At 64.1% G+C, this 22,744-nt stretch carries 19 protein-coding genes; 11 read left to right on the forward strand and 8 right to left on the reverse strand.

All coding sequences use genetic code 11. From position 1 onward, the window contains the following. Nucleotides 1-118 precede the first annotated feature (118 nt). Together CH285_RS07705 and CH285_RS07710 are read left to right on the forward strand one after the other, a co-directional pair. Nucleotides 119-1,432, forward strand: a complete 1,314-nt coding sequence (locus tag CH285_RS07705) for a TrkH family potassium uptake protein (protein WP_032369516.1) — start codon at nucleotides 119-121, stop codon at nucleotides 1,430-1,432. Beyond that, nucleotides 1,425-2,090 carry a potassium channel family protein gene (locus CH285_RS07710; RefSeq protein ID WP_027495332.1) on the forward strand — a complete coding sequence of 222 codons (666 nt, stop codon included), beginning with the start codon at nucleotides 1,425-1,427 and terminating at the stop codon, nucleotides 2,088-2,090. Before CH285_RS07705 ends, CH285_RS07710 begins: the two co-directional genes overlap by 8 nt. Here CH285_RS07710 and CH285_RS07715 read toward each other — a convergent pair. Continuing rightward, complete coding sequence (locus CH285_RS07715) at nucleotides 2,074-3,549, reverse strand: mannitol dehydrogenase family protein (RefSeq protein WP_032369515.1); 1,476 nt, start codon at nucleotides 3,547-3,549, stop codon at nucleotides 2,074-2,076. The genes CH285_RS07710 and CH285_RS07715 overlap by 17 nt on opposite strands. Then, entirely contained in the window at nucleotides 3,546-4,580 is a 1,035-nt protein-coding gene (locus CH285_RS07720; protein WP_032369514.1) for an NAD(P)-dependent alcohol dehydrogenase, read from the reverse strand. The genes CH285_RS07715 and CH285_RS07720 overlap by 4 nt, the downstream gene beginning before the upstream one ends. 116 nt (nucleotides 4,581-4,696) lie before the next feature. Between CH285_RS07720 and CH285_RS07725 the strand changes: the two genes are divergently transcribed. The 5 genes from CH285_RS07725 to CH285_RS07745 are packed head-to-tail and all read left to right on the forward strand — an operon-like array spanning nucleotide 4,697 to nucleotide 10,002. Beyond that, nucleotides 4,697-5,722 (forward strand): sugar-binding transcriptional regulator, encoded by a 1,026-nt coding sequence (locus CH285_RS07725; protein ID WP_032367122.1) that lies wholly within the window; start codon nucleotides 4,697-4,699, stop codon nucleotides 5,720-5,722. Next, on the forward strand, nucleotides 5,719-7,071 hold the full coding sequence (locus CH285_RS07730) for an ABC transporter substrate-binding protein (protein ID WP_441344194.1): 1,353 nt from the start codon (nucleotides 5,719-5,721) through the stop codon (nucleotides 7,069-7,071). The genes CH285_RS07725 and CH285_RS07730 overlap by 4 nt, the downstream gene beginning before the upstream one ends. Further along, the gene (locus CH285_RS07735) at nucleotides 7,068-8,018 is read left to right on the forward strand and encodes a carbohydrate ABC transporter permease (protein WP_032367121.1); all 951 of its coding nucleotides are present in this window, start codon (nucleotides 7,068-7,070) and stop codon (nucleotides 8,016-8,018) included. Before CH285_RS07730 ends, CH285_RS07735 begins: the two co-directional genes overlap by 4 nt. Then, the gene (locus CH285_RS07740; RefSeq protein ID WP_032369513.1) at nucleotides 8,018-8,884 is read left to right on the forward strand and encodes a carbohydrate ABC transporter permease; all 867 of its coding nucleotides are present in this window, start codon (nucleotides 8,018-8,020) and stop codon (nucleotides 8,882-8,884) included. The genes CH285_RS07735 and CH285_RS07740 overlap by 1 nt, the downstream gene beginning before the upstream one ends. Before the next feature lie 11 nt (nucleotides 8,885-8,895). Further along, nucleotides 8,896-10,002 (forward strand): ABC transporter ATP-binding protein, encoded by a 1,107-nt coding sequence (locus CH285_RS07745; protein ID WP_094643598.1) that lies wholly within the window; start codon nucleotides 8,896-8,898, stop codon nucleotides 10,000-10,002. Here CH285_RS07745 and CH285_RS07750 read toward each other — a convergent pair. Beyond that, the gene (locus tag CH285_RS07750; RefSeq protein WP_217900696.1) at nucleotides 9,999-10,472 is read right to left on the reverse strand and encodes a DUF3995 domain-containing protein; all 474 of its coding nucleotides are present in this window, start codon (nucleotides 10,470-10,472) and stop codon (nucleotides 9,999-10,001) included. The genes CH285_RS07745 and CH285_RS07750 overlap by 4 nt on opposite strands. Nucleotides 10,473-10,549: 77 nt before the next feature. Between CH285_RS07750 and CH285_RS07755 the strand changes: the two genes are divergently transcribed. Then, on the forward strand, nucleotides 10,550-12,265 hold the full coding sequence (locus tag CH285_RS07755; RefSeq protein ID WP_373454723.1) for an AMP-binding protein: 1,716 nt from the start codon (nucleotides 10,550-10,552) through the stop codon (nucleotides 12,263-12,265). A gap of 397 nt (nucleotides 12,266-12,662) precedes the next feature. Here the strand turns inward: CH285_RS07755 and CH285_RS07760 are convergent, their stop codons facing one another. The 3 genes from CH285_RS07760 to CH285_RS07770 all read right to left on the reverse strand — a co-directional run bounded on the left by CH285_RS07760 (nucleotide 12,663) and on the right by CH285_RS07770 (nucleotide 15,826). Continuing rightward, nucleotides 12,663-13,475: an alpha/beta fold hydrolase gene (locus tag CH285_RS07760; protein WP_373454724.1), complete on the reverse strand. Its 813-nt coding sequence runs from the start codon at nucleotides 13,473-13,475 to the stop codon at nucleotides 12,663-12,665. A 37-nt stretch (nucleotides 13,476-13,512) separates the two neighbouring features. Next, entirely contained in the window at nucleotides 13,513-15,147 is a 1,635-nt protein-coding gene (locus CH285_RS07765) for an ABC-F family ATP-binding cassette domain-containing protein (RefSeq protein WP_094643597.1), read from the reverse strand. Nucleotides 15,148-15,280: 133 nt separating this feature from the next. After that, nucleotides 15,281-15,826 carry a hypothetical protein gene (locus tag CH285_RS07770; RefSeq protein WP_032369511.1) on the reverse strand — a complete coding sequence of 182 codons (546 nt, stop codon included), beginning with the start codon at nucleotides 15,824-15,826 and terminating at the stop codon, nucleotides 15,281-15,283. A 91-nt stretch (nucleotides 15,827-15,917) separates the two neighbouring features. Between CH285_RS07770 and CH285_RS07775 the strand changes: the two genes are divergently transcribed. The 3 genes from CH285_RS07775 (at nucleotide 15,918) to CH285_RS07785 (ending at nucleotide 20,296) form a co-directional block, all read left to right on the forward strand. Continuing rightward, nucleotides 15,918-17,747, forward strand: a complete 1,830-nt coding sequence (locus tag CH285_RS07775) for a penicillin-binding transpeptidase domain-containing protein (RefSeq protein ID WP_032406041.1) — start codon at nucleotides 15,918-15,920, stop codon at nucleotides 17,745-17,747. Between the two features lie 98 nt (nucleotides 17,748-17,845). Then, nucleotides 17,846-19,516 (forward strand): NTF2-like N-terminal transpeptidase domain-containing protein, encoded by a 1,671-nt coding sequence (locus tag CH285_RS07780; RefSeq protein ID WP_441344195.1) that lies wholly within the window; start codon nucleotides 17,846-17,848, stop codon nucleotides 19,514-19,516. A 33-nt stretch (nucleotides 19,517-19,549) separates the two neighbouring features. Beyond that, nucleotides 19,550-20,296: a sulfite exporter TauE/SafE family protein gene (locus tag CH285_RS07785; protein ID WP_032406042.1), complete on the forward strand. Its 747-nt coding sequence runs from the start codon at nucleotides 19,550-19,552 to the stop codon at nucleotides 20,294-20,296. A gap of 75 nt (nucleotides 20,297-20,371) precedes the next feature. Here CH285_RS07785 and CH285_RS07790 read toward each other — a convergent pair whose 3' ends face one another. Both CH285_RS07790 and CH285_RS07795 read right to left on the reverse strand, forming a co-directional pair. Continuing rightward, complete coding sequence (locus CH285_RS07790) at nucleotides 20,372-21,688, reverse strand: FAD-dependent oxidoreductase (RefSeq protein ID WP_032406043.1); 1,317 nt, start codon at nucleotides 21,686-21,688, stop codon at nucleotides 20,372-20,374. Next, complete coding sequence (locus tag CH285_RS07795) at nucleotides 21,685-22,740, reverse strand: ArsO family NAD(P)H-dependent flavin-containing monooxygenase (protein WP_094643596.1); 1,056 nt, start codon at nucleotides 22,738-22,740, stop codon at nucleotides 21,685-21,687. The genes CH285_RS07790 and CH285_RS07795 overlap by 4 nt, the downstream gene beginning before the upstream one ends. Nucleotides 22,741-22,744: the final 4 nt, after the last annotated feature.

Consider the following 22,744-nt stretch of genomic DNA (forward strand, 5'->3'; position numbering starts at 1 on the left):
CGAAGTTCCGCGCACGTGCCGCGAAGCGGCTCGTCCCACCGGTACTGTCTGCCGGGTGACAGACGCTCACCAGGCATCACGACGGTTCGCGCTCTTCAGGCCGACGCCGGTCAGAGTGATGGCAACGGGTTTCGCGGTGGCCATACTCTTCGGTGCGGGCATCCTGATGGTTCCGGCGGCCACCGTGCCTGGAAACGACACCGGCATTCTGCAGGCGCTGTTCACGTCGACCTCGGCGGTGAGCCTGACGGGTCTGATCGTGGTGGACACCCCGGTGTACTGGTCGGGTCTCGGCCAGGGCGTCATTCTCGGCCTGATTCAGATCGGCGGGTTCGGGATCATGACGATCGCGTCCTTGGTCGGGTTGCTCCTGGCGGATCGGATCGGTCTTCGGGGCAGGTTGAATGCGGCAGCCGAGGTACGCACATCCGGGCTGGGCGACGTTCGAAGCGTCGTCGTGGGTGTGTTTCGTACCAGTCTGATCATCGAGGGCGTCGTCGCGCTCTGTCTGTCGGCGCGCTTCTTCTTCGGATACGACGAGCCCCTCGGCCGCGCGATCTGGCTGGGGATCTTCCATTCCGTGTCGGCGTTCAACAACGCAGGATTCGCGCTCTTCAGCGACAACATGATCGGGTTCGCCACCGACCCGTGGATCTGTGTGCCGTTGTTGATCGCGGTCGTGTTGGGCGGCATCGGGTTTCCGGTTCTGTTCGAGATCGCCCGTCGTGCCCGATCGCGTGCCCGCGGCGTTCGTTCTCGCAAGCGCTGGACCTTGCACACCCGGATGACGTTGTCCGTCACCGCTGTTCTGTTGGTTCTCGGCCCGACGGTGGTGTTGCTTTTCGAGTGGTCGAGAACCCTGGGCGGATTCGGGTTCTGGGACAAGATGCTCGTCGCGACGTTCCAGGGCGTCATGCCCCGCACCGCAGGCTTCAACAGTGTCGATTACGCGGATGTGGATAACGCGACCCTCTTGATCACCGATGTCCTGATGTTCATCGGTGGTGGCAGCGGCGGTACGGCAGGCGGCATCAAGGTCACCACATTTGCCTTGCTGCTGTTCGTCATCGTGGCCGAAATCCGCGGTGACCGCGAGGTGACGGTGTTCGACCGTCGAATAGATCCTCGGGTGCAACGTCAGGCATTGACCGTCGCGTTGATCGGGGTGGCCCTCATCATGCTGCCGGTGGTGGCGCTGTTGGCCGGTACGAACTTCGACCTCGACGTGCTTCTCTTCGAGGTCGTCTCGGCATTCGCGACGGTGGGCCTGTCCACCGGAATCACCGCACAGTTGCCCGGCTGGGGCCAGATGATTCTGATCGTCCTGATGTATCTGGGCCGCATCGGTTCCATCACTCTGGTCAGTGCTCTCGCCGCCCGCGACCGCGGTCGGCGCTATATGCTTCCCACGGAAAGGCCGTTCATTGGCTAGGAAACCGTCCTCCGACGTCGTCGTCGTTCTCGGTCTCGGCCGCTTCGGTAAGTCGCTGGCGCTGGAACTGATGAGCCAGGGAGTCGAGGTGCTCGGCGTCGACAGCGACGAGGCCGTAGTGCAACGCGTGGCAGACCGTTTGACGCATGCTGTGGTGGCCGATACCACCGACGAGGAGTCGTTGCGACAACTTTCGGTACACGAGTACGACCGCGCCGTCGTGGGCATCGGGTCCAATCTCGAAGCGAGCCTGCTCACCGCATCGGCTCTGGTGAATCTGTCGATGTCGACCATCTGGGCCAAGGCTCTGAGCAACGCGCACGCCAAGATTCTCAGCCAGATCGGCGTCCACCACGTCGTCCGGCCCGAGCACGACATGGGTAAGCGAGTAGCTCACCTGGTACGTGGTCGGATGATGGACTACATCGAGTTCGACGACGGCTTTGCCATGGCGAAGACGTCGCCCCCGGCCTCGCTGCTAGGAAAAACTTTGGGCGAGAGTGGAATTCGCACCAAGCACGGAGTGACCGTCGTTGCAGTCAAGCGTCCGGGTGAAGGGTTCACCTACGCCACGGCAGACACGGTGATCGGCGCAGGCGATACCGTCATCGTCTCCGGTCAGGTTCGAGACACCGAAAAATTCAGCGAGTCGACATGAGCGCCTCCAGGGTCGCGCGCGCACCGTTCTTCTGAAGTGATGTCAGCTGTTTCGTGTACTCGGCGACGAAACGTTCGTTGTCGATCAGATCGCCGAACACTGCGCGATTGGCGATGAAGGCCGTCGGATTCTCTCGCTGACTCTGCGCGATCGGAACGAGTGAATCCTTCAGTTGATCGACGATGTCGATGGGCTCACCGGCCTCGTCGACTGCCTCGGCGTAGCGTGCCCAACTGGCAACGACTGCGGTGGAGCGAGTGATCTCACCGGCGCTCTCGAGATTCTTGCGGATTACGGGCAACAGCCACTTGGGAATTCGATCCGAGGACTCGGCGCACAGGCGGGCGACGGTGTCGCGGATTTCCGGGTTGGAGAACCGTTCGATGAGCGTGTGCTTGTATTCGGCGAGGTCGATGCCGGGAACGGGTTGCAACGTGGGCGTTGCTTCCTCGTCCATGTACGCGAGCAGGAACGCGGCGAACTGCGGGTCCTGACAGACTTCGTGCACCAGTCGAAATCCGCTGAGGTAGCCGAAATACGCGAGCGCCTGATGGCTGGCGTTGAGCAGCCGTAGCTTCATCAGCTCGTACGGCGTGACGTCGTCGACAACCTGAACTCCGACGTCCTCGAGAGGCGGGCGTCCCAGCGTGAAGTTGTCCTCGAGCACCCACTGTGTGAACGGCTCACCGGCTACGGGCCACTGATCGTCGATGGCGTAGCGGGCCGAGAGTTCCTCGATCACTTCCGGTGTCGTGACCGGAGTGATGCGGTCGACCATGGAGTTGGGGAACGCCCCTTCTGCGGCGATCCACTCTGCGAGAGCTGGATCCTTCAGGCGGGCAAAGGTGGTGAATGTCGATTGTGCGATGTGGCCGTTGCCTTCGATGTTGTCGCACGACATGATCGTGAACGGCTTCAGTCCGCGTTCCTTGCGCCGTGACAATGCCTCCACGACGAGCCCGAATGTGGTTGCCGGAACGGCCGCGTCCTCGAGATCGGCGACGATGGCGGGGTTCTCGACGTCGAACTCGCCCGTCGTCGCGGAGAAGTTGTAGCCGCCCTCGGTGATCGTGAGAGAGACGATCCTCGTGGTCTCCGCGGCCATCTTCTCGACGACGGCCTCTGCGTCGTCGGGCGCGAAGAGATATTCGACGATGGATCCGATGACGCGGGTGTCCCACGTGCCGTCGGAATGCTTGAGCGCCAACGTGTACAGGCAGTTCTGCGCCTCCATCACGTCCTTCATTCGGCGGTCTCCGGGAAGTACGCCCACTCCACAGATGCCCCACTCGGACCCTTGCCCCTGTTGCAACAACCGGTCGATGTACATCGCCTGATGTGCTCGATGGAAGCCGCCGACACCGAAATGCACGATGCCCACGGTGACGTCGGAACGGGCGTAGGTGGGAACGGCCACGTCCTCGATGAAGTCGTCGAGATTGCGCGAGTTCAACTTCATACGTTCGTCTCCTTCGATGGGCTCTGGGAAAGACCGGGAATCACAACGGCTTTGATGCTGCCGGGTTGCTTGTCTGCATTCAAGGCATCCTCGACGCGATCGAGGCCGAAACGCGCGGTGACCATAGCATCGAGGTCGACGCGACCGGCCAGGACGAGCTCGCGCGCGATCGGCCACGTGTTGGCGTAGCGAAACACGCCGGTGAGAACCAGTTCTCGGTTCTGAATCAGTGAGATGGGAAGCGGGTAATCCGAACCGCCCATGCCCACCAGTACGACGGTACCCGCCGGCCGCACAGTATGAATACCGTCGACGACGGCTCGAGCTGCACCCGATGCGTCGATGAACGCGTCCACCTCGAGCGCACGCACGTCCTCCACTGCTGGATCGAGCACCCGCGTCGCACCGAGTTTCGCGGCATTGTCACGTCGCGGTGCGTCGATGTCACTGACGATCACCTCGGTGGCACCGAAAGCACGGGCCACCTGGGCGGTGACGATGCCGACCGGGCCTGCGCCGGCGATGAGCACGCTGGATCCGGCGGTGATTCCTGCCTTCTGCGCCGACGCGATACCGACCGACAGTGGCTCGAACAGTGCTGCGGCCTCGTCGGAGATCGAGTCGGGGACGTCGTGGGCGAACACCGACTGGATCAGTACGTACTCTGCCAGCGCGCCGTCGATCGGCGGCGTGGCGAAGAATTCCATGGCCGGGCACAGGTTGTAGCGGCCGGCGCGCGACTGGGCGCTGGTCGGATCGGGACGCTGCGGTTCGATGGACACCCGCTGCCCGACGCGGGCGTCGGACACATCGGAGCCGACCGCGACGATCACACCGGCCGCCTCGTGACCGAGGACCAGCGGGCCGTCGGCCACGTACTCGCCGATGCGTCCCTCCCGGTAGTAATGCGCATCGGACCCGCACACGCCGACGGCGGTGACCTGGACCAGTACCTCGTCGTGGGCTGGGGTCGGCACCGGCCGGTCTTCCATTCGTATCTCGTGCACGCCGGTGAGCACGCTGGCCTGCATGGACTGTGGCACGGGCCGCTGAATGCGAGGGGGTGTTGTGTAGATCACACCTTAATGTTAGCTTAGTGAGCAGATGAACACGAGCTGAGCATTTGCTCACTGGTCAGGGAGGCGTCATGGACGGATCGGAGCCCGGCGGGGCGAAGTCCGCGCGGTCGGGAGAAGATCTCCGGCTGGCTCTGCGCGCCGCCACCATGTACCACCTCGAAGGTGCGACGCAGGCCGAGATCGCCGTGAAGCTGGGCGTCTCGCGCCCGACTGCAGGACGGTTGGTCGCGCGGGCTCGTTCCCAGGGGCTCGTGACGATCGAAATCAACGTCCCCGACGATCTGCAGGGCACCGTGCACGCGGACGTCGAGCGTGAGCTCGAAGCGAAGTTCGGACTCACCGAGGTGTTGGTCGTCTCGGACGTCATCGACGGCACGGACACCGGCTACGGATCCCTCGGCCGAGCGGCAGCGACGTTGCTCTCGCGTCGACTCAAGGATCGCGACGTCCTGGGGTTCACCTGGGGCCCCGAAACGGTGGCGGTGGCGAGCTCGCTGAAGACCCGATCCACCAAATGTGCTGCGGTGGTACAACTCGACGGCTCCATCACCTCTGCCGACTATCAGACCGGTGTCGAGTACACACTCGGACGGTGCGCTGCGTACCTGCAGGCGACACCCATCAGGCTCAACGCGCCGCTGTACGCCGATCAGGCGACAGTCGTTGCGTTGGAGCAGGATTCCGTGATCTCGCGCGCCCTCAAAGCCGGGACCGATGCCGATGTGATGATGTACGGCATCGGTCCCGTTTCCACGTCCACCACCTTGTTCGAGGGCAGCTTCATCGACCTCGACGTGCTCGAAGAATTGCGCCGCCTCGGTGCAGTCGGCGAGATAGGCGGACGGTTCTACGACGCCGACGGCATCGATACCGGAGGATCACTCCCCGGCCGAACCGTGTCGGTGGGGCTCGACGCCATCAGGGCGTGTGATCGGGCTGTGCTCGTCACCGGTGGGCAACGTAAACACGAGGCGCTCCTCGGTGCTCTGCGCGGCGGACTGGCCTCGATCCTGGTGACCGACATCGAAAGTGCACGCTGGCTCGTTGCGCAAGCTCCTGCAACGGCGACCTCCAATGGAAAGGTATTTCAGTGAGGGTTTTACCGAAAGTGGCTGTCGCGGCATCGCTTGCGACAACCTTGGTGCTGTCCGGCTGCGCCGGAGCCGGCTCGTTCGGTGGTGACGGTGACGGCAAGACGATCACCGTCGCGATCGTCTCCAATTCGCAGATGTCCGACGCCATTTCGCTTGCTCCGGAGTTCGAGGCGGAGAACCCCGGCATCAATCTGAAGTTCGTGTCGCTGTCGGAGAACGAGGCGCGGGCCAAGATCACCGCCTCGGTCGCCACCGGCGGCGGCGAGTTCGACGTGGTGATGATCAGCAACTTCGAGACCCCGCAGTGGGCCGAGAACGGCTGGCTGACCAACCTGTCCGAGTATGCCGACGCAACACCGGGCTACGACGAGGACGACTTCATTCCCACCCTGAAGGAGTCGCTGTCGTACGAGGGCAGCATGTACTCGGTGCCGTTCTACGGCGAATCCTCCTTCCTGATGTACCGGAAGGACCTGATGGAGGCTGCCGGCATCACCATGCCGGAAGAGCCGACCTGGCAGGAAGTCGCCGACGCCGCCGCGAAGCTCGACAGCCCGGACGTATCGGGAATCTGCCTGCGCGGCAAGCCCGGTTGGGGTGAAGTACTTGCCCCGTTGGATACCGTCATCAACGCATTCGGTGGTCGGTGGTTCGACGAGAACTGGAACGCACAGCTCAACAGCCCAGAGGTGGAACAGGCCGTTCAGTTCTACGTCGACCTGGTACGTGAGCACGGTCAGGCAGGCGCAGCGACGAGCGGTTTCAGCGAATGCGGAACGCAACTGTCGCAGGGAAATACGGCAATGTGGTACGACGCCACATCTGCAGTGTCGGTCCTCGAAGACCCGACGTCGTCGAACGTCGTCGGAAAGATCGGATACGCCAAGGCACCGTCGGCCGCCAAGGGCGACAACGGGTGGCTGTACTCCTGGGCCCTCGGTATCCCGAAGACGTCCGAGAATCCGGACGACGCCTGGAAGTTCGTCTCGTGGATGACCAGCAAGGAATACCTGAACAAGGTCGGCAACGAATTGGGTTGGGAGCGAGTGCCTCCCGGCAGCCGTCTGTCGACCTACCAGATTCCCGAATACGAGGAGGCGTCCGCTGCGTACGGTCAGGTCACCCTCGATTCGATCAACGGCGCGGATCCGAACAATCCCACTGTGGATCCGGTTCCGTACACCGGAGTGCAGTTCCTGACGATCCCCGAGTTCCAGGACCTCGGAACCCGTGTCAGTCAACAGATCAGCGCCGCAGTAGCAGGACGAATCAGCGTCCACGACGCGCTCGAACAAGCGCAGCAATACGCCGAAGTGGTCGGTAAGACGTACCAGGAGGACCAGGGATGACCACCACCGCAACACGATCGGCGCAGGCCGATTCCGAGGAGTTCGTACCGAGACCGAGGACGATCTCCAAGGCCGAAGGGTGGCGTCGCCGCGGCCCGTTGCTGCCGGCCATGGTGTTCGCCATTCTCGTCACCCAGGTTCCGTTCCTGTTCACGTTGTACTACTCGACGCAGTCGTGGAACCTCGTGCGACCGGGTTCGCAGAAGTTCAACTGGCTCAACAACTATGTGGCAGTCTTCCAGGACAGTCAGTTCCGTGAGGTCGCCCTCAACACGGTGATCATGATCGTCGGAACCGTCATCATCTCGGTGGTTCTCGGGTTGTTCCTGGCCCTGCTGTTGGACCGGAAGTTCATCGGCCGCAGCCTGATTCGCACCCTACTGATCACCCCGTTCCTCATCACCCCGGTCGCCGGCGCGTTGATCTGGAAGACCACGATGTTCGATCCCGTCTTCGGCCTGATCAACTTCGCGCTCAGCCCGTTCGGTGTCGATCAGATCGACTGGGTCTCGCGCTACCCATTGCCCGCCGTCATGGCGAACCTGATCTGGCAGTGGACCCCGTTCATGATGCTGCTGATCCTGGCCGGCCTGCAGTCGATGCCGAAGGACATCGCCGAGGCGGCACGGGTCGACGGGGCAGGGCCGGTCAAGCTCTTCCGTGAGCTGACCCTCCCGCATCTGCGCCGATTCATCGAGCTCGGCGCTGTGCTCGGGGCCATCTATCTGGTCAACACCTTCGACGCGGTCTACATGATGACCTCCGGCGGACCGGGTGTGGCGAGCGCGAACCTGCCGTTCTACATCTACCAGCGAGCGTTCCTCGGCTTCGACATCGGTCAGGCCGCGGCCATGGGCGTCGTCACCGTCGTGGCCACCATCATCGTCAGCACCCTGGCGCTGAGACTGATCTTCAAGAGCTTCAGCGGAACCGAGGAGGCTGCGTGATGAGTACCGCAACTGTAGACAAGACAACTTCTTCCGCGCCGATCAAGCGCAAGAGCAAGTGGGGCCCGGGGTCCATCTGGTCTTTCGTCGCCTGGGTCGCAGGCATCGCGTTCTTCTTCCCGGTGCTGTGGATGGTCCTCACCGGTTTCAAGCAGGAGGCCGACGCCTACTCCGATCCGCCCAAGCTGTTCTTCACACCGACCCTCGATCAGTATCGAGGGGTCCTGGAGAGCGGCATCGGCACGACGTTGCTGAACTCGGCGTTCGCGACCGTCGTCTCGACGATCTTCGTTCTGCTGCTCGGTGTTCCGGCTGCCTTTGCCCTGTCATTGCGTCCGGTCAAGAAGACGAAGGACGTGCTGTTCTTCTTCATCTCCACCAAGATGCTGCCCGTCGTCGCCGCGATCGTCCCGCTGTACGTCATCGTCGGTGACATCGGAATGCTCGACAACATCTGGACTCTGGTCGTGCTGTACACCGCGATGAATCTTCCGATCGCCGTGTGGATGATGCGATCGTTCTTCCTCGAAGTGCCGAGCGAGCTGCTCGAAGCCGCGAGTATGGACGGCGCGTCACTGTGGACCTCGGTACGTGAGGTGATCCTGCCGCTGGTTTCGCCCGGCATCGCGGCCACGTCGTTGATCTGCGTCATCTTCTCGTGGAACGAGTTCTTCTTCGCGGTCAACCTCACTGCCGTTCAGGCCCAGACGATTCCGGTGTACCTCGTCGGATTCATCACCGGTCAGGGCCTGTACTGGGCCCAGCTTTCCGCAGCTGCGACGTTCGCAGCACTTCCCGTCGTCCTTGCCGGATGGTTCGCGCAGAACAAGCTCGTGCGCGGCCTGTCCTTCGGCGCAATCAAGTAGGAGAAAGTCTCATGGCTGCAATCACGTACAAGAAGGCATCCTGCGTCTACGAAGGTGCCGACAAGCTCGCCGTCGATTCACTCGACCTCGACATCCAGGACGGCGAATTCGTCGTGCTGGTCGGGCCTTCCGGCTCCGGCAAGTCCACTGCTCTGCGGATGCTCGCCGGTCTCGAGGAGATCGACGGTGGTGCCATCGAGATCGGTGGCAAGAACATGGTGGGTGTGCCGTCGAAGGACCGCGACATCGCGATGGTGTTCCAGAACTACGCCCTGTACCCCAACAAGACCGTCGGGGAGAACATGGGTTTCGCCCTGAAGATGCGTGGTGTGTCCCTCGAGGAGCGCACGAAGAAGGTGGCCGAGGCCGCAAAGATCCTCGACCTCACCGAGTACCTCGATCGCAAGCCCGGCAAGCTCTCGGGTGGTCAGCGTCAGCGAGTTGCCATGGGGCGTGCCATCGTTCGTGAGCCGCAGGTGTTCTGCATGGACGAGCCCCTGTCCAACCTCGACGCGAAACTGCGAGTCCAGACGCGAACGCAAATCGCGGCGTTGCAGCGTCGACTCGGCACCACGACGGTCTACGTCACGCACGACCAGGTCGAGGCCATGACCATGGGCGATCGCGTTGCCGTGTTGCGCGGTGGCAAACTGCAGCAGTTCGCCTCTCCCACCGACCTGTACGACAACCCCGTCAACGCATTCGTCGCCGGCTTCATCGGCTCGCCTGCAATGAACCTGATGACGGTTCCCATCGGCTCGGGTGGCGTTCAGATCGGCTCGTTCCTGCTTCCGCTCGAACGCGACGAGCTGACCAAGCTCGCGAGCCTCGGCCTCGACAACGTCACCGTCGGGCTACGCCCGGAGCAGCTCGGCATCGTGCAGGGCGGCGGCGAAGGCTTCGAGGGCAAGGTGGATCTGATCGAGGAACTCGGCAGCGAGTCCTACCTCTACGCACACCTCGACGACCCGGAGGTCAAGGGGCTCGACGGCGGGCCGGTCTCACTCGTCGCCCGCTCGGCCGTTCGAGCTCCGGCCAAGATCGGCGAGAGCATCGGGCTGACGCGACTCGACGGTGCGATCCACCTCTTCCACCCTGAGACGGGGGAGCGCATCTAACGCGGTTGGTACGGGACTTTTCTGGACAGGATCAGTGCCGTCAGAAGCGCTGCGCCCCAGAGCAGGAAGATGCCGTCGAAGAACAGGTGACCGTACTTGACTGATCGGTTCTCGTCCGAGACGACCAATCCGATCACCGCTCCGATGAACGACGCACCGCCCCAGACAATTAGCAGTACAGAGCCGGGCCAGGATATGCCGAAGATCAACGACGGCACCCTCGTCCGGTTCTGTGCTGCCAGGCGCGGCCGGTTCAGATAGGCGAGGGCCGGAAGAATTGCTGCGGCGAGTTTGACGAGGGCAAGCACCAGCAGTGCCGTTCGTGCCGTTGCCGGTTCGGAGTCGGCCCACTCCGTGGCGAAGGCACCGACGGTGTCGAGCAGCCATCGACCGCCTGCAGCCCAATAGGCGGAGAACGCGGCGTGAATGATCCCCAGTACGCACGCGATCGCAAAGAATCGGATGGCCACGGAGATCGAGGCTAGCCGAGTTGCCACCCCCGTTCAGGGGTAGCGAGGAATTGTTCATCTCCCCTACCGTGGCGGTGATGGGCATCACAGGCGCAGGAGGAAACATGGTCGACTCGGCATATACGGCATTCAGAAACGCACGCGATCTTCTGCTCGACACCTACGGCGACTACGACCGTGCGGTAGCGACTTTCGAATGGCCGTCGTTCGGCGAAACGTTCAACTGGGCCATCGACTGGTTCGACGCGATTGCCCGTGGCAACGACGGCATCGCGTTGTGGATCGTCGAAGAGGACGGCAGCGAGGCCGAATACAGTTTCGACGACATGGCGCGTCGCTCCGATCAGGTGGCTCGTTGGCTCGAATTGCAGGGAATCGGCCGCGGCGACTCGGTGATCCTGATGCTGGGCAACCAGGTGGAACTCTGGGAGTCGATGCTCGCGGTGATGAAGCTCGGAGCGGTGCTGATGCCGACGACCACGGCGATCGGGCCCGCCGACCTGACCGACCGAGTAGTGCGCGGCAATGCTCGCGCCGTGATCGTGAACCCCTCGGACACCGGCAAATTCGACGACGTGCCCGGAGACTATCTGCGAATCGCCACTACCGCCCACGACGGTTGGGTCGACTATTCGGATGCCCGCTCCGTCGAGGCCAGGCCGTTCGAGTCCGTCACCGCACCCACCGACCGTCTGCTGATGTACTTCACCTCCGGTACCACCAGCAAGCCGAAACTCGTCGAGCACACTCAGATCTCCTATCCCGCTGGGCATCTGAGCACGATGTACTTCCTCGGACTACGCCCGGGCGACGTGCACCTGAACATCAGCTCGCCGGGCTGGGCCAAGCATGCGTGGAGCTGCTTCTTCGCACCGTGGATCGCCGAGGCGACCATCTTCATCTACAACTACGGCAAGTTCGACGCGAAGGCATTGCTCGAGCAGATCCGCCGGGCCGAGGTGACGACGTTCTGCGCGCCACCGACCGTGTGGCGCATGCTGATTCAGGCAGACCTTGCCGGCGGGGGTGGTTCACTGCGTGAGGCAATCGGTGCCGGTGAGCCGCTCAACCCAGAGGTGATCTCGCGGGTACAGCAAGACTGGGGCCTGAACATCAGGGACGGCTTCGGCCAGACCGAAACCACTGCGCTAGTTGCCAATACGCCGGGTGCGGTGCTGAAGTCCGGATCGATGGGCCGGCCACTGCCCGGCGTCCCCGTGGTCATCGTCGACCCCACCACCGGCGAACTGGCCGACGAGGGCGAAATCTGCCTCGACCTGGCGCAGCAGCCGTTCAACCTGATGACCGGCTATCTCGGCGACCCCGAACGCAACGCTGCCGTCATGGCCGACGGTTACTACCACACCGGTGACGTCGCATCGCGGGATTCCGAGGGCTACATCACCTACGTCGGCCGCACCGACGACGTATTCAAGGCCTCGGACTACAAGATCTCCCCGTTCGAGCTCGAAAGCGTGCTGATCGAACACCCCGCGGTGGCCGAGGCGGCCGTCGTTCCGGCTCCCGACGAGACGCGGTTGGCCGTCCCCAAGGCGTACGTTGCGCTCGCAGCTGGCTGGGAACCCAACGAGAACACGGCATTCGAGATCTTGAAGTACGCCCGCGAGCACCTGGCCCCGTTCCTGCGAGTTCGGCGTATCGAGTTCTTCGAGCTACCCAAAACCATCTCGGGCAAGATCCGCCGCGTGGAGTTGCGCGCCCGCGAGGACGCGGCCGTCGGACCACTGGACAGCGAGTGGCGTGACGACCAGTTCCCCGCGCTGAAGAGGTGAGGTGAGTGCCCATTATTGGCTGCTCGCGACGGGATCCCGATTCTGGACGGGAATTGTGGACGCTGAGCTCAGTTGTGGGTGGGGCCGGCAGGGTCGGTTGTCGTAGGTGATGTGAGCGCCCACTATTGGTTGTTGGAGGCGGGATCCCGATTCTCGACGCGAATTGTGGGCGCTCAGATCAGTTGTGGGTGGGGCCGGCGGGGCGGTTGTCGTGGGTGACGTGAGCGCCCACTATTGGCTGCTCGCGGCAGGATCCCGATTCTCGACGCGAATTGTGGGCGCTCAGATCAGTTGTGGGTGGGGCCGGCAGGGTCGGTTGTCGTAGGTGACGTGAGCGCCCATTATTGGCTGCTGGAGGCGGGATCCCGATTCTCGACGCGAATTGTGGACACTGAGCTCAGTTGCTCCAGAACCGCTCGAGGAAATCGAGCACCTCGGCCGATGCGGCCATCGTCGTCGCATGGTCGAACCCGCGAACGATGTGCAGTTCGGAGTCGGGCACCAGGGCGGCAGCGGCACGGGTGTCGCCCAGCCGGGTTCGATCCTCGCTACCGACGTAGAACAGCGACGGTGGGGTGAAGTGCTGCAGGACGTCGTCGGGTAGGCCGGGATCGGCGTCGCATGCGCGGATGTACGCGGCCATGGCCTGAGCATCGTTGGCGGAGAACACCGCTCGTGTTCCCGGGTCGATCGGGAACATGCGGTGCGCGTTCCACGCCTCGAGGAACCCGTCCATGCCGCTGCGTTCCAACACGTCGACGCAGCCCGGGAAGAAGAGCCTGTCGAACGCTCCCGCCTGAGCGCCGTGACTACCGCCGCCCACCGCGAGTGAACGCACGCGTTCGGGCCTCGCCGCCGTCAACGCGAGACCGGCCCGCGCACCGAACGAATAGCCGAGATAGTCGACGGTCGGAGCGCCGACCGCGTCGAGAACCGACGTCAGATCTCCGACGATATTGGCCATGGCATAGGCGTCGGGAGTATGGGGCTTCTCGCTGCGGCCATGACCGCGACTGTCGACCAGTATGAGCTGCCGAGTCCCGCGCAACGCCTTCACATATCCGAACGTCCGCCAAATCGTGTGCGTCAGGAAACTGCCGTGCACCATCAACAACGGCGGCCCGGACCCCACCACCGTGTATGCGATCTGCGTCCCATCATCTGCATTCGAGGCGTATTCCACTCCGCGATTGTTGCCCGTCGAGTCCACTCAACGTGACATTGACCCCCGAAAAGGCCACCGAACGTCACATTGACTCCTCCCGGGTGGGTGTTTCCCGGGTGGGTGTTTCCGCGGCCGACTCGGCCGACTCGGTGGGCTGGGCGATCGGCGTCAGGTCGATGGTGCGGGTAGGGGCGATCGCGTCGAGGAACGGGCGATCGTGGCTGGCGATGATCAGTGCACCCTCGAATGTGTTCAGTGCGTCGATGAGGTGTTGGCGGCTGGTGATGTCGAGGTTGTTGGTGGGCTCGTCGAGCATCAGTAGTTTCGGTGCAGGCTCGGCCAGCAGGATTCGTGCCAGTGCGGCTCGCAGTCGCTCGCCTCCGGAGAGGGTGGCGGCGTCGGCGTCGGCGTCGGATCCGCGGAACAGGAATCGGGCCAGTTGTCCACGGATCTGTTCGGCGGTGGCGTGCGGGGCAACGTCGGCGATGTTCTCGGCAACGGTGCGTGATTCGTCGAAGATGTCGAGGCGTTGCGGAAGGTATTTCCACGGCACTTCGGCCTCGGCGGTGTCGAGACTGCGCAGCAGGGTGGTCTTACCGCTTCCGTTCGGCCCGACGAGTGCGATGCGTTCGGGACCGACGATGTGAACGTCGTCATGAGTCAGAACTACCTGTCCCGGATGGACTTTCGTTGCGGGCAGGTCGACGCGTATCTCGCGATCGTCGCGCAGGAGATCCTCGGCGGCAGACAGTGACGTCCGGGCATCGTCGACGCGATCGCTGTGGGTACCGCGTAGTTTGCCGGCCGATTCCTGTGCGGCCCGCTTGCGTCGGCCCGCAAGGACCGGCGGTACGCGCTTCTGCTCCGCCATCTTCTTGCCGTAGCGCAACCTGCGATCCAGTTTGATTTGTGTGTCGACCAATTCGCGTTCCTGCTTGCGCACGTCGTTCTTGGCGTCTCGGATGCTCGCCCGCGCGGCTTCCTGCTCGGCGTCGATCACCGATCGGTAGTGCGTGTAGTTTCCACCGAACATGCGTACTCGGGAGGTGCCGCTGCGTTCGGCGCGGACCTCGGCGATGGTATCGACACGCTCGAGCAATTCGAGGTCGTGGCTGCAGACGACGAGTACCCCCGAGTATCCGTCCACGGCCGCATACAGTCGTTCTCGTGCAACGAGATCCAGGTTGTTGGTCGGCTCGTCCAACAGCAGTACGTCTGGTTCGGCGAGCAATTGCGCGGTGAGAGCCAGCAGCATCGCTTCGCCACCGGACAGCGTGCCGACCGGTCGATCCAGGTCGTCGAGGGAGCCGACGAAGCCGCCCAGACCGAGCTTGTTCAGCAACGCCAGCGCGCGCTCCTCGACGTCCCAGGCCGATCCGACGATGGCGAAATCGTCCTCGGAAGATGTACCGGATTCGATGCGATGCAATGCCTTTCGGACCGAATCGATGGCCAGCACGCGATCCACCGGGAGCTCGGGGTCGAGTGCGATGTCCTGACGGAGATAACCCAGGACGCCGGGCATCGAGATCGAACCGCGCTGCGGTGTCACTTCTCCGGCGAGCAATCTCAGGAGGGTCGACTTTCCGGCACCGTTCGATCCGACGAGACCTGTTGTGCCGCTGGGGAAGATGGCCGACAACGCGTCGAACACGGGGTCGCCGTCGGGCCAGGAGAACGTCAGATCGGAGACAGAGAGGGAAGATGAATGAGGCATGGATGCTCCAAAGGTGTGCGTGCGGTCGAACTGCAGGCGTCTAGAACCTTTGGAAGAGCAATGGCCTCTCCGAATCTGTGGGCAACAAGGCGATCTCCACGCTAATGCCGAACGTGGGCAATCCGCAAGCGATTTAGACCGAGGGCCCCTTCTTGCGTAGTTCGTCCACTGTCGACATGGCTCCGCGCAGTTCGTCCAACCAGTCCTGCGTGTGCTCGCCGACCAACTTCACGGCCCACGACAGAGCGTCTGCACGAGACCGCGCGACTCCGGCATCGACGAGGGTGTCGAGGACGCGTCGTTCGGGCTGACGCAGGCGGGTCATGACCGGGACGGCCAGGTGGGTGAACAGGACTACCTCGGAATCGGTCCGAACGCCCCAGGCGACCTTGCGTCCGTAGCGCTTCTCGGCCTCGTCGGCAATCTGCATGCGCTCGGCCCGTGTGCCTTCTCGGAATCGGGCGATGCGGCCTTCGGTGGCGGCAGGTGAACTGCCCTCCTCGGTGGGCAACGTCCCGACCACAACGATCTCTTCGCGATCCACCTCGACCGACGCGGTGCCCTCGAACCAGCTGTCGGGCAATCTGCCGCCGAACCAGTCGCCGGCATCGGTGGCGTCGGGAACATCTGCGTGCTGCCAGCCACCGGGGCGACCGAACGAGCGTCCACTGGGTTTCATGGTGACTCCTCTGTAGGTTCAGTAATACTGATTACATGATTACACCCCATCTCGGGTTCGCGCCACCGCCGATTCGTCGGAGGCCTGGGGCATGATCGACTCCGTGCGCACAACGAGAAGACCGACGACTCTGGCCGCAATCGTGTCCGTGCTGGCCCTGGTGGTCGCTGCCTGCGGAAACAGTGGGCCCGATCAGCCGCAGACGGTCGCCGAGCAGTTCGCGGCCGCCGTCAGCAGCTCGAACATCGATCAGGCAGCCGCGCTGACGACCGATCCCGCGGGCGCGGGCGCCGCGCTCACCCAGCTGTACGACGGGCTGTCCGGCGGCGGAACGGTGACGGCCACTCCCGATTTCGAGGCTGTCGACGCGAACGAGGATGCGGGCACGTTCACGCTGAACGCCGGCTGGCGCTTCTCGACCACCACCGACGGCACGGCGGAACCGGACGGCCAGCCGAAAGAGTGGAACTACACGACGTCTGCGACCGCAGCAGAGACTCCGCAAGGGTGGAAGATCACCTGGGACCCGGCCATCTTGGTCCCCGGACTGACGGCCGATTCCTCGGTCCGATTCACCCCGACCGACGCGCTGGTCGCGCCCAGGGTTTTCGATGCCAACGGCGGCGAGCTCATGTCGCAGCAGGTCGTCACCCTCGTCAACGTCGATGCGACGGCCGATCCGGTGGCCGTCGCCGCTCTCGTCGGATCCATCGTTCCGGGGATCACCGCCCAGTCTGTTGCGTCGTCTGTTGCTGCTGCACAGGGTAATTCGGCGACCGTAGTCTCGCTCCGTCAGGCGGATATCGATCCCATCGGCGCGCAGCTCGCAGCCGTTCCGGGAGTCACCCTGGCGCCACAGACTCGGCTGCTGGCCACCGATCGCAATCTTGTCTCGCCGGTTCTCAGCGACCTGACGACGCTGTGGGAACAGGAGCAGGCGGCCAATCGAGGCTGGGCGATCCAGTCGGTCGCTGCCGACAACACCGTCACCCAGCTTGCCGGTCGCGATGCCTCCACCGGTGACGACATCGCGACCACCGTCGACTCGGCGTTGCAGATCAAGGCCGAGAACGCCCTGGCGTCGGTGCCGCAGCAGGCTGCGATCGTCGCGCTTCGGCCGTCCAGCGGAGAGGTTCTCGCCGTCGCACAGAACGCCGCGGCGGATGCGGAAGGCCCGATTGCTCTGACCGGTCTCTACCCGCCCGGGTCGACCTTCAAGACGGTCACCACCTCGGCTGCTCTGCAATCCGGTGCCGTCACCCCCGACACGGTGTTGCCGTGCCCGGCGACGGAAAACATCGAGGGACGTCAGATTCCCAACGACGACAACTTCGCGCTCGGCGACGTTCCGTTGCACACTGCCTTCGCGAAATCGTGCAACACGACGATGGGCCGACTCGGCGTCGCCCTGCCGCCGAACGGTCTGACCGACGCGGCCGCGCAGTACGGCCTCGGCGTCGACTACGTGACCCCGGGCCTGACGACCGTCACCGGTTCGGTGCCGTCGGCCGACACCCCGGCGCAGCGCGTCGAATCCGCCATCGGCCAAGGGCAGGTGACTGCGTCGCCGTTCGGTATGGCGCTGGTCGCGTCGTCGATCGCGAACAACGGATTGCTCCCGCCGACGGTCGTCTCGGGTAAGCCCGGCGTGGGAAACATGCAGCCGGCAGCGGTGAACCCACAGGTCACCGAGCAGATCAAGGCCATGATGCGCGATACCATCACCGGTGGTACGGCCACGGCACTGAACGACATTCCGGGGCTGCTCGGCAAGACCGGAACCGCCGAATTCGGGCCGAACAACGAAGGAGCGCACGGCTGGTTCGTCGGGATCTCCGGGGATCTCGCGTTCGCGGTCTTCGTGAACAACGCGGGAAGTTCGGCGCCCGCCATCGAGGCTGCAGGACGCTTTCTGAGGTAACAGCCCGAGGTAAACGGACCACTCCGTATCTCAATCGTGACCGGCTTGTATGAATCTCGTGCTTGTTACTCGTGTGACTACAGTGAATATTGTGACTCATGAGTTCTATGAGTCGTGTCCGTCGTGGCCCGCGCAAGGTCCGCGGTCGCTACCTCGTCGCAGTTGCAGCATCGGCGACGCTGTCGGTCTCGGCCGTGTTCTGGATGGTCGACCGCCCACCGAGCGAGGCCGAGGTATTGGTCTCCAAATTCGTCGACGCGCTGGACAACCGCGATGTCGCGGCGGCGGCAGCACTGACGACGTACCCGAACGCCGCGACGGCAGCTCTGAATCAGATGTTCGACGGTTTGTCGGCCGACGGTAGATCGACGGGCGACTTCGACCTGACTCAGTACATGGATCTCTCCGACGAGAGCGGATTCTTCACGCTCGCGTCCGCCTGGAATTTCGGCGAGGGCAAGGACTGGAAGTACAGCGCTCAGGGCGCAACCAAGAAGCTCAGTGTCGGCTGGCGTATCGCGTGGGATCCGGCCACGCTCGTTCCGGATCTGACCTCGGGCGGGTCGGTTCGCTACACCCGCACCGACGCCGCTCCGCCGTTGATCTTCGATTCCGCGAACAACGTGCTGATGAGCGAGCGGACCATCAACGCCATCTCTCTCGACCCCGCCCAGATGAGTGATCCGGCGGCGTCGGCTCAGCAACTCGCCGATGTCATCGACGTCGTCGCGCCGCTGATCACCTCCGAATCGCTACTGAAGGAACTCGATTCGGCCCACGGAGCTCCGATCACCGCAGTGACACTGCGCGACGACGACTTCGCCGTTCTCGAAGACGATCTGCGAGCGGTGCCGGGAGTGGTGGTCGCCCCGCAGCCGAAGCTCATCGTCGACGACCGTCGAATCACCTCCCCGGTGCTCGACTCCCTGCGCGCCGCGTGGCAATCCGGCCGCGACGCCACCGCAGGCTGGGCCGTCGACACCTACACCGTCGACGGAACCGGTGAACGACGCGTGGGATTCCAGGGACCGGGCGGACCGGACTTGCACGCAACACTCGATCCGCGCGTCCAACTGGCGGCCGAGAACGCTGTGGTGATGGCGGGTACGTCCGCGTCGATCGTGGCGGTGTCCACGTCGACCGGTGCGATTCTCGGTGCGGCACAGAACAGTTACGCCAACGAGCAGGGCGACGTGGTGTTCGCCGGCTCCTATCCGGCCGGCACCGCGTCGGAGTTGATCAAAGCCGTACAGGCCGATCGCGGCGACGACAGTGCGGAAGACGCGGCAGCACGATTGGGTCTGGGAATCCACTATGCGATGCCCGGTCTCGACGCCTACACCGGCACCCCCGCCGACAGCCGGAGCGCGATCGACGGTATTCGGAACGTCTCCACCGCATCCGGAGCCGAGGCGACGGTGACACCGTTCGGGCTTGCCCAGATGGCAGCAGCGATCTCCCGCGGCAGCGCGCCAACGCCGGCCATCGTCGCCGGGCAGACTGCAGTGGCAGACCGCGCAGCCGAGCCCATGGGCCCTGACGCTGCAGCCCGCCTGCGTGAGATCGTGGCCGCATCGTCGAACAGCAGTGGTCTCGATACGTTCGACGGCGTGCAGGGATTTGCAGGAGAGAGCGGCGATGATCGCTTCGTGCTCGCGACCAGCGGCGATGTCGCCTTCGCCGTCTACATCGAGGACGCCGACGGTGGGGATCAGGCAGTGCGGATGACGAGCCGCTTGCTGCAGGAGATGGCGAACCCCGTCGAATAGGGGCTCGATCGTTAGGCACGGTAGTTTTGTTCGGTGACTGTGCTCGATTTCGGACTACTGGTGGTGGCCGGGTTCTTCGCCGGCCTCATCGGGTTCGTCACCGGGCTCGCATCCCTCGTGTCCTATCCGGCGCTGTTGGCGGTAGGGCTTCCCGCGGTCTCGGCGAACGTCACCAACACCGTCGCGCTGGTCGCTGCCGGAGTGGGTGCCACTACGAGCTCGTCGGCCGAACTCGCCAAGGACGGCAAACAGCTGATTCGCTACGCCGTCTACTCGGCGCTCGGCGGGACCACCGGGGCCATCCTGTTGCTCGTCACTCCGGAGGGATCGTTCGAGGTCATCGTGCCGTTCCTGGTCGCGATGGCTGCGATTGCACTGCTGCTGCAGCCGAAAATCCGAACGCTGTCCGGCGGCAAGCAATTTCCGGCGCTGTACCCGCTGGCGCTGTTCGCCGTCGCCATCTACGGGGGCTACTTCGGAGCCGGTGCCGGGGTTATCTTCCTGGCCCTGGCGCTGATCTGTACGTCCGATACGTTCTGGCGCGCAAGCATTCTGAAGAGCTTCTTCCTCGGCATCGCCAATCTCATTGCGGCGATCATCTTCTCGTTCTCCGGTCACGTGAACTGGTGGGCCGCTCTGGCTCTCGCAATCGGCTGCTTCGTCGGCGGTGCCTGCGGGCCACCGACCGTCAAGGTGATCTCGGCGATCGTGCTCCGCGTCGGCGTCGGAATTCTGGGACTCGGCCTCGCCGGCTGGTTGGGGTACCAGGCATTCGGCTGACGTCGTAGGTGATCTGAGTGTCCACCATTTCAGCCGGGAGGCGCGATCCCGCTTCTGGAACGAAATAGTGGACACTCAGATCAGTTGTGCCTCAGCTTCTGGGGAGACACCGCAGCATCCACTGGTCGTGGGGGCGTCGGGCTCGTCGAACAGGCCGGCTCCACCGCAGACGCCCGTGTCGGGCAACGTCAGCTCCACCTTTCGCGCGCCCTCGTGATCGCCCGCCAGTTCGGCGGCGATGCTGCGCACCTGCTCGTATCCGGTCATCGCCAGAAACGTCGGCGCACGTCCGTAGCTCTTCATGCCAACCAGGTACAGGCCGGGCTCGGGCTGAGTGAGCTCCTCGACTCCGTGTGGTGACACCGAGCCGCAGGAGTGGATGTTCGGATCCACCAGCTCGGCGACGAACTTCGGTGCCTGCAGAGTGGGATCGAGATCGAGGCGCACTTCGGACAACCACGACAAGTCCGGACGGAACCCGGTCAGTGCGACGACGCGGTCGACGTTCTCGATACGGGTGCCGCCGTCGCCCACGAGGGTGAGCCGATCACCCTGCACCGCAACGGCTTCGGTGCGAAATCCGGAGACCACGGTGAGGTAACCGTCGTCGACGGCCTTCTTCGCGCGTTGGCCGAGTGCGCCGCGCGCCGCGAGTTCGTCGGCCGCGCCGCCGCCGAAGACCTCCGCGGTGACGCCTCGACGCACGGCCCAGGTGAGCGTCGTGCCGGGCTCGTCGGCGGCGAGCTCTGCGAAGGTGATGATGGCGGTCAGCGCGGAGTGACCGCTACCGGCGATGACGGTGTGCTTGCCCGCGAACTGAGAGCGAATCGCCGGATCGGCCAGATCGGGGACTCGGTAGTCGATGCGGTCGGCGGCGGCCTTCTCGCCGATGGCCGGAAGTCCCTCGCTGCCCAATGGATTCGGTGATCCCCAGGTGCCCGACGCGTCGACCACGGCGCGAGCGAGGATGCGTTCCTCGCTGCCGTCGGAGTGGCGAACATGCACCGACAGTGGTTCGGTGTCGCGTCCGGCGTCGACGACGCGGTCGCGTCCCCGGCGGGCAACGCCGACCACTTCGCAGTCGACTCGGACGGTATCGCCGAGCACAGCAGCGAGGGGCGCGAGATAGTGCTCCACCCATTCGCGTCCGGTGGCGTAGGTGTCGCCGTCCGGTGGAGTCCAACCGGTGGGTTCGAGCAGTCGGGCGGCAGCCGGGTCGACGACCTCGGACCACGGAGAGAACAGCCGCACGTGATTCCATTCGGACACCGCCGATCCGGCCGACGGTCCACGTTCGAGAACGATGACGGCAGAACCGGTTTCGGTCAGGTGCGCCGCGGCAGCGAGACCGATGGGGCCTGCGCCGACCACCACTACGGGGTATTCGTTCATGTCTGATCTACCTTTCCTCGTCGAACTAGAGTGTCCACTGCTGCACGTGCCGTCCGGCCGACGCCGATGAGCGTCGCCGAGGCCGGGCCGGTCCAGTCGCCGTAGCCCAGGAACACCAGCGTCGGTTCGCCGCGAACATGAGTGCCGTCCAATACGATTCCCGATCCTTCGGTCTGCAGGTGCAGCGGCTGCAGATGCCGCAGTGCGGGTCGGAATCCGGTGCACCAGAGGATTACATCCAGCTTCTCCGTCGTATGTCCGTCGGTGACGCCGTCGGTGGTGATCGCGGTGAACATCGGCCGGGCGTGCAGCACTCCGCGATCCTTGGCCTCCCGCACCGACGGGACCATGACGATGTCGCCCAGACCGGCGACCCCGCCGGTATCGGGACCGCCTGCCGCCAGAGTGCGGGACCGATCGCTGGCGACATCGAACAGCACCCGACCATCGACGTCGTCGGGGAGAAACTTGGGCTCGCGGTTGGTGAACCACAGGGTCTGCGCGACCGTGGATATCTCGGCAAGTATCTGAGCAGCCGAGTTTCCGCCGCCGACGATTCCCACTCGCTTGCCCACGAACTGACCCGGCGTTCGGTAGTCAGCGGCATGCAGCTGGGTTCCACCGAACTCACGCATACCCGGGTAGCTCGGCCAGAACGGCCGAGACCACGTTCCCGTCGCATTGACGATTGCTGCGGCACCGTACGACTCGCCGTCGGTGTCGACTCGATAGCCCTCGGTCGTACGATGCACGGACTTCACGTCGACGGGCCTGTGCACCGGCAAGTCGTACTTCTTCTCGTACGCCCGCAGGTAGTCCACGACGTGCGATGCCGGAGGAAAGCCGCTGTGCCACGGCGGCATCGGCCAACCGGGTAGTCGCGAGTACTCGGCCGGCGAGAACAGATGTAGCGACGGCCAGTAGTCCTGCCAGGACCCGCCGGCGTGCGTCTGATTGTCGAGGATGACGAAGTCCAGCCCGGCTCGTCGCAGGTAGTAGCCGGCGGCCAGTCCTGCCTGACCACCGCCGATCACCACCACCTCGGTGTTCATTCGA

It is taken from the genome of Rhodococcus sp. 05-2256-B1 (assembly GCF_002258465.1).
Taxonomy (GTDB): Bacteria; Actinomycetota; Actinomycetes; order Mycobacteriales; family Mycobacteriaceae; genus Rhodococcoides; species Rhodococcoides fascians.

Coding starts and splice junctions, on each gene's coding strand:
- CH285_RS07705 (WP_032369516.1), top strand. CDS start 119: ATGGCAACGGGTTTCGCGGTGGCCATACTCTTCGGTGCGGGCATCCTG.
- CH285_RS07790 (WP_032406043.1), bottom strand. CDS start 21,688: ATGAACGAATACCCCGTAGTGGTGGTCGGCGCAGGCCCCATCGGTCTC.
- CH285_RS07720 (WP_032369514.1), bottom strand. CDS start 4,580: ATGCAGGCCAGCGTGCTCACCGGCGTGCACGAGATACGAATGGAAGAC.
- CH285_RS07735 (WP_032367121.1), top strand. CDS start 7,068: ATGACCACCACCGCAACACGATCGGCGCAGGCCGATTCCGAGGAGTTC.
- CH285_RS07770 (WP_032369511.1), bottom strand. CDS start 15,826: ATGAAACCCAGTGGACGCTCGTTCGGTCGCCCCGGTGGCTGGCAGCAC.
- CH285_RS07780 (WP_441344195.1), top strand. CDS start 17,846: ATGAGTTCTATGAGTCGTGTCCGTCGTGGCCCGCGCAAGGTCCGCGGT.
- CH285_RS07745 (WP_094643598.1), top strand. CDS start 8,896: ATGGCTGCAATCACGTACAAGAAGGCATCCTGCGTCTACGAAGGTGCC.
- CH285_RS07775 (WP_032406041.1), top strand. CDS start 15,918: ATGATCGACTCCGTGCGCACAACGAGAAGACCGACGACTCTGGCCGCA.
- CH285_RS07765 (WP_094643597.1), bottom strand. CDS start 15,147: ATGCCTCATTCATCTTCCCTCTCTGTCTCCGATCTGACGTTCTCCTGG.
- CH285_RS07715 (WP_032369515.1), bottom strand. CDS start 3,549: ATGAAGTTGAACTCGCGCAATCTCGACGACTTCATCGAGGACGTGGCC.
- CH285_RS07740 (WP_032369513.1), top strand. CDS start 8,018: ATGAGTACCGCAACTGTAGACAAGACAACTTCTTCCGCGCCGATCAAG.
- CH285_RS07725 (WP_032367122.1), top strand. CDS start 4,697: ATGGACGGATCGGAGCCCGGCGGGGCGAAGTCCGCGCGGTCGGGAGAA.
- CH285_RS07795 (WP_094643596.1), bottom strand. CDS start 22,740: ATGAACACCGAGGTGGTGGTGATCGGCGGTGGTCAGGCAGGACTGGCC.
- CH285_RS07755 (WP_373454723.1), top strand. CDS start 10,550: ATGGGCATCACAGGCGCAGGAGGAAACATGGTCGACTCGGCATATACG.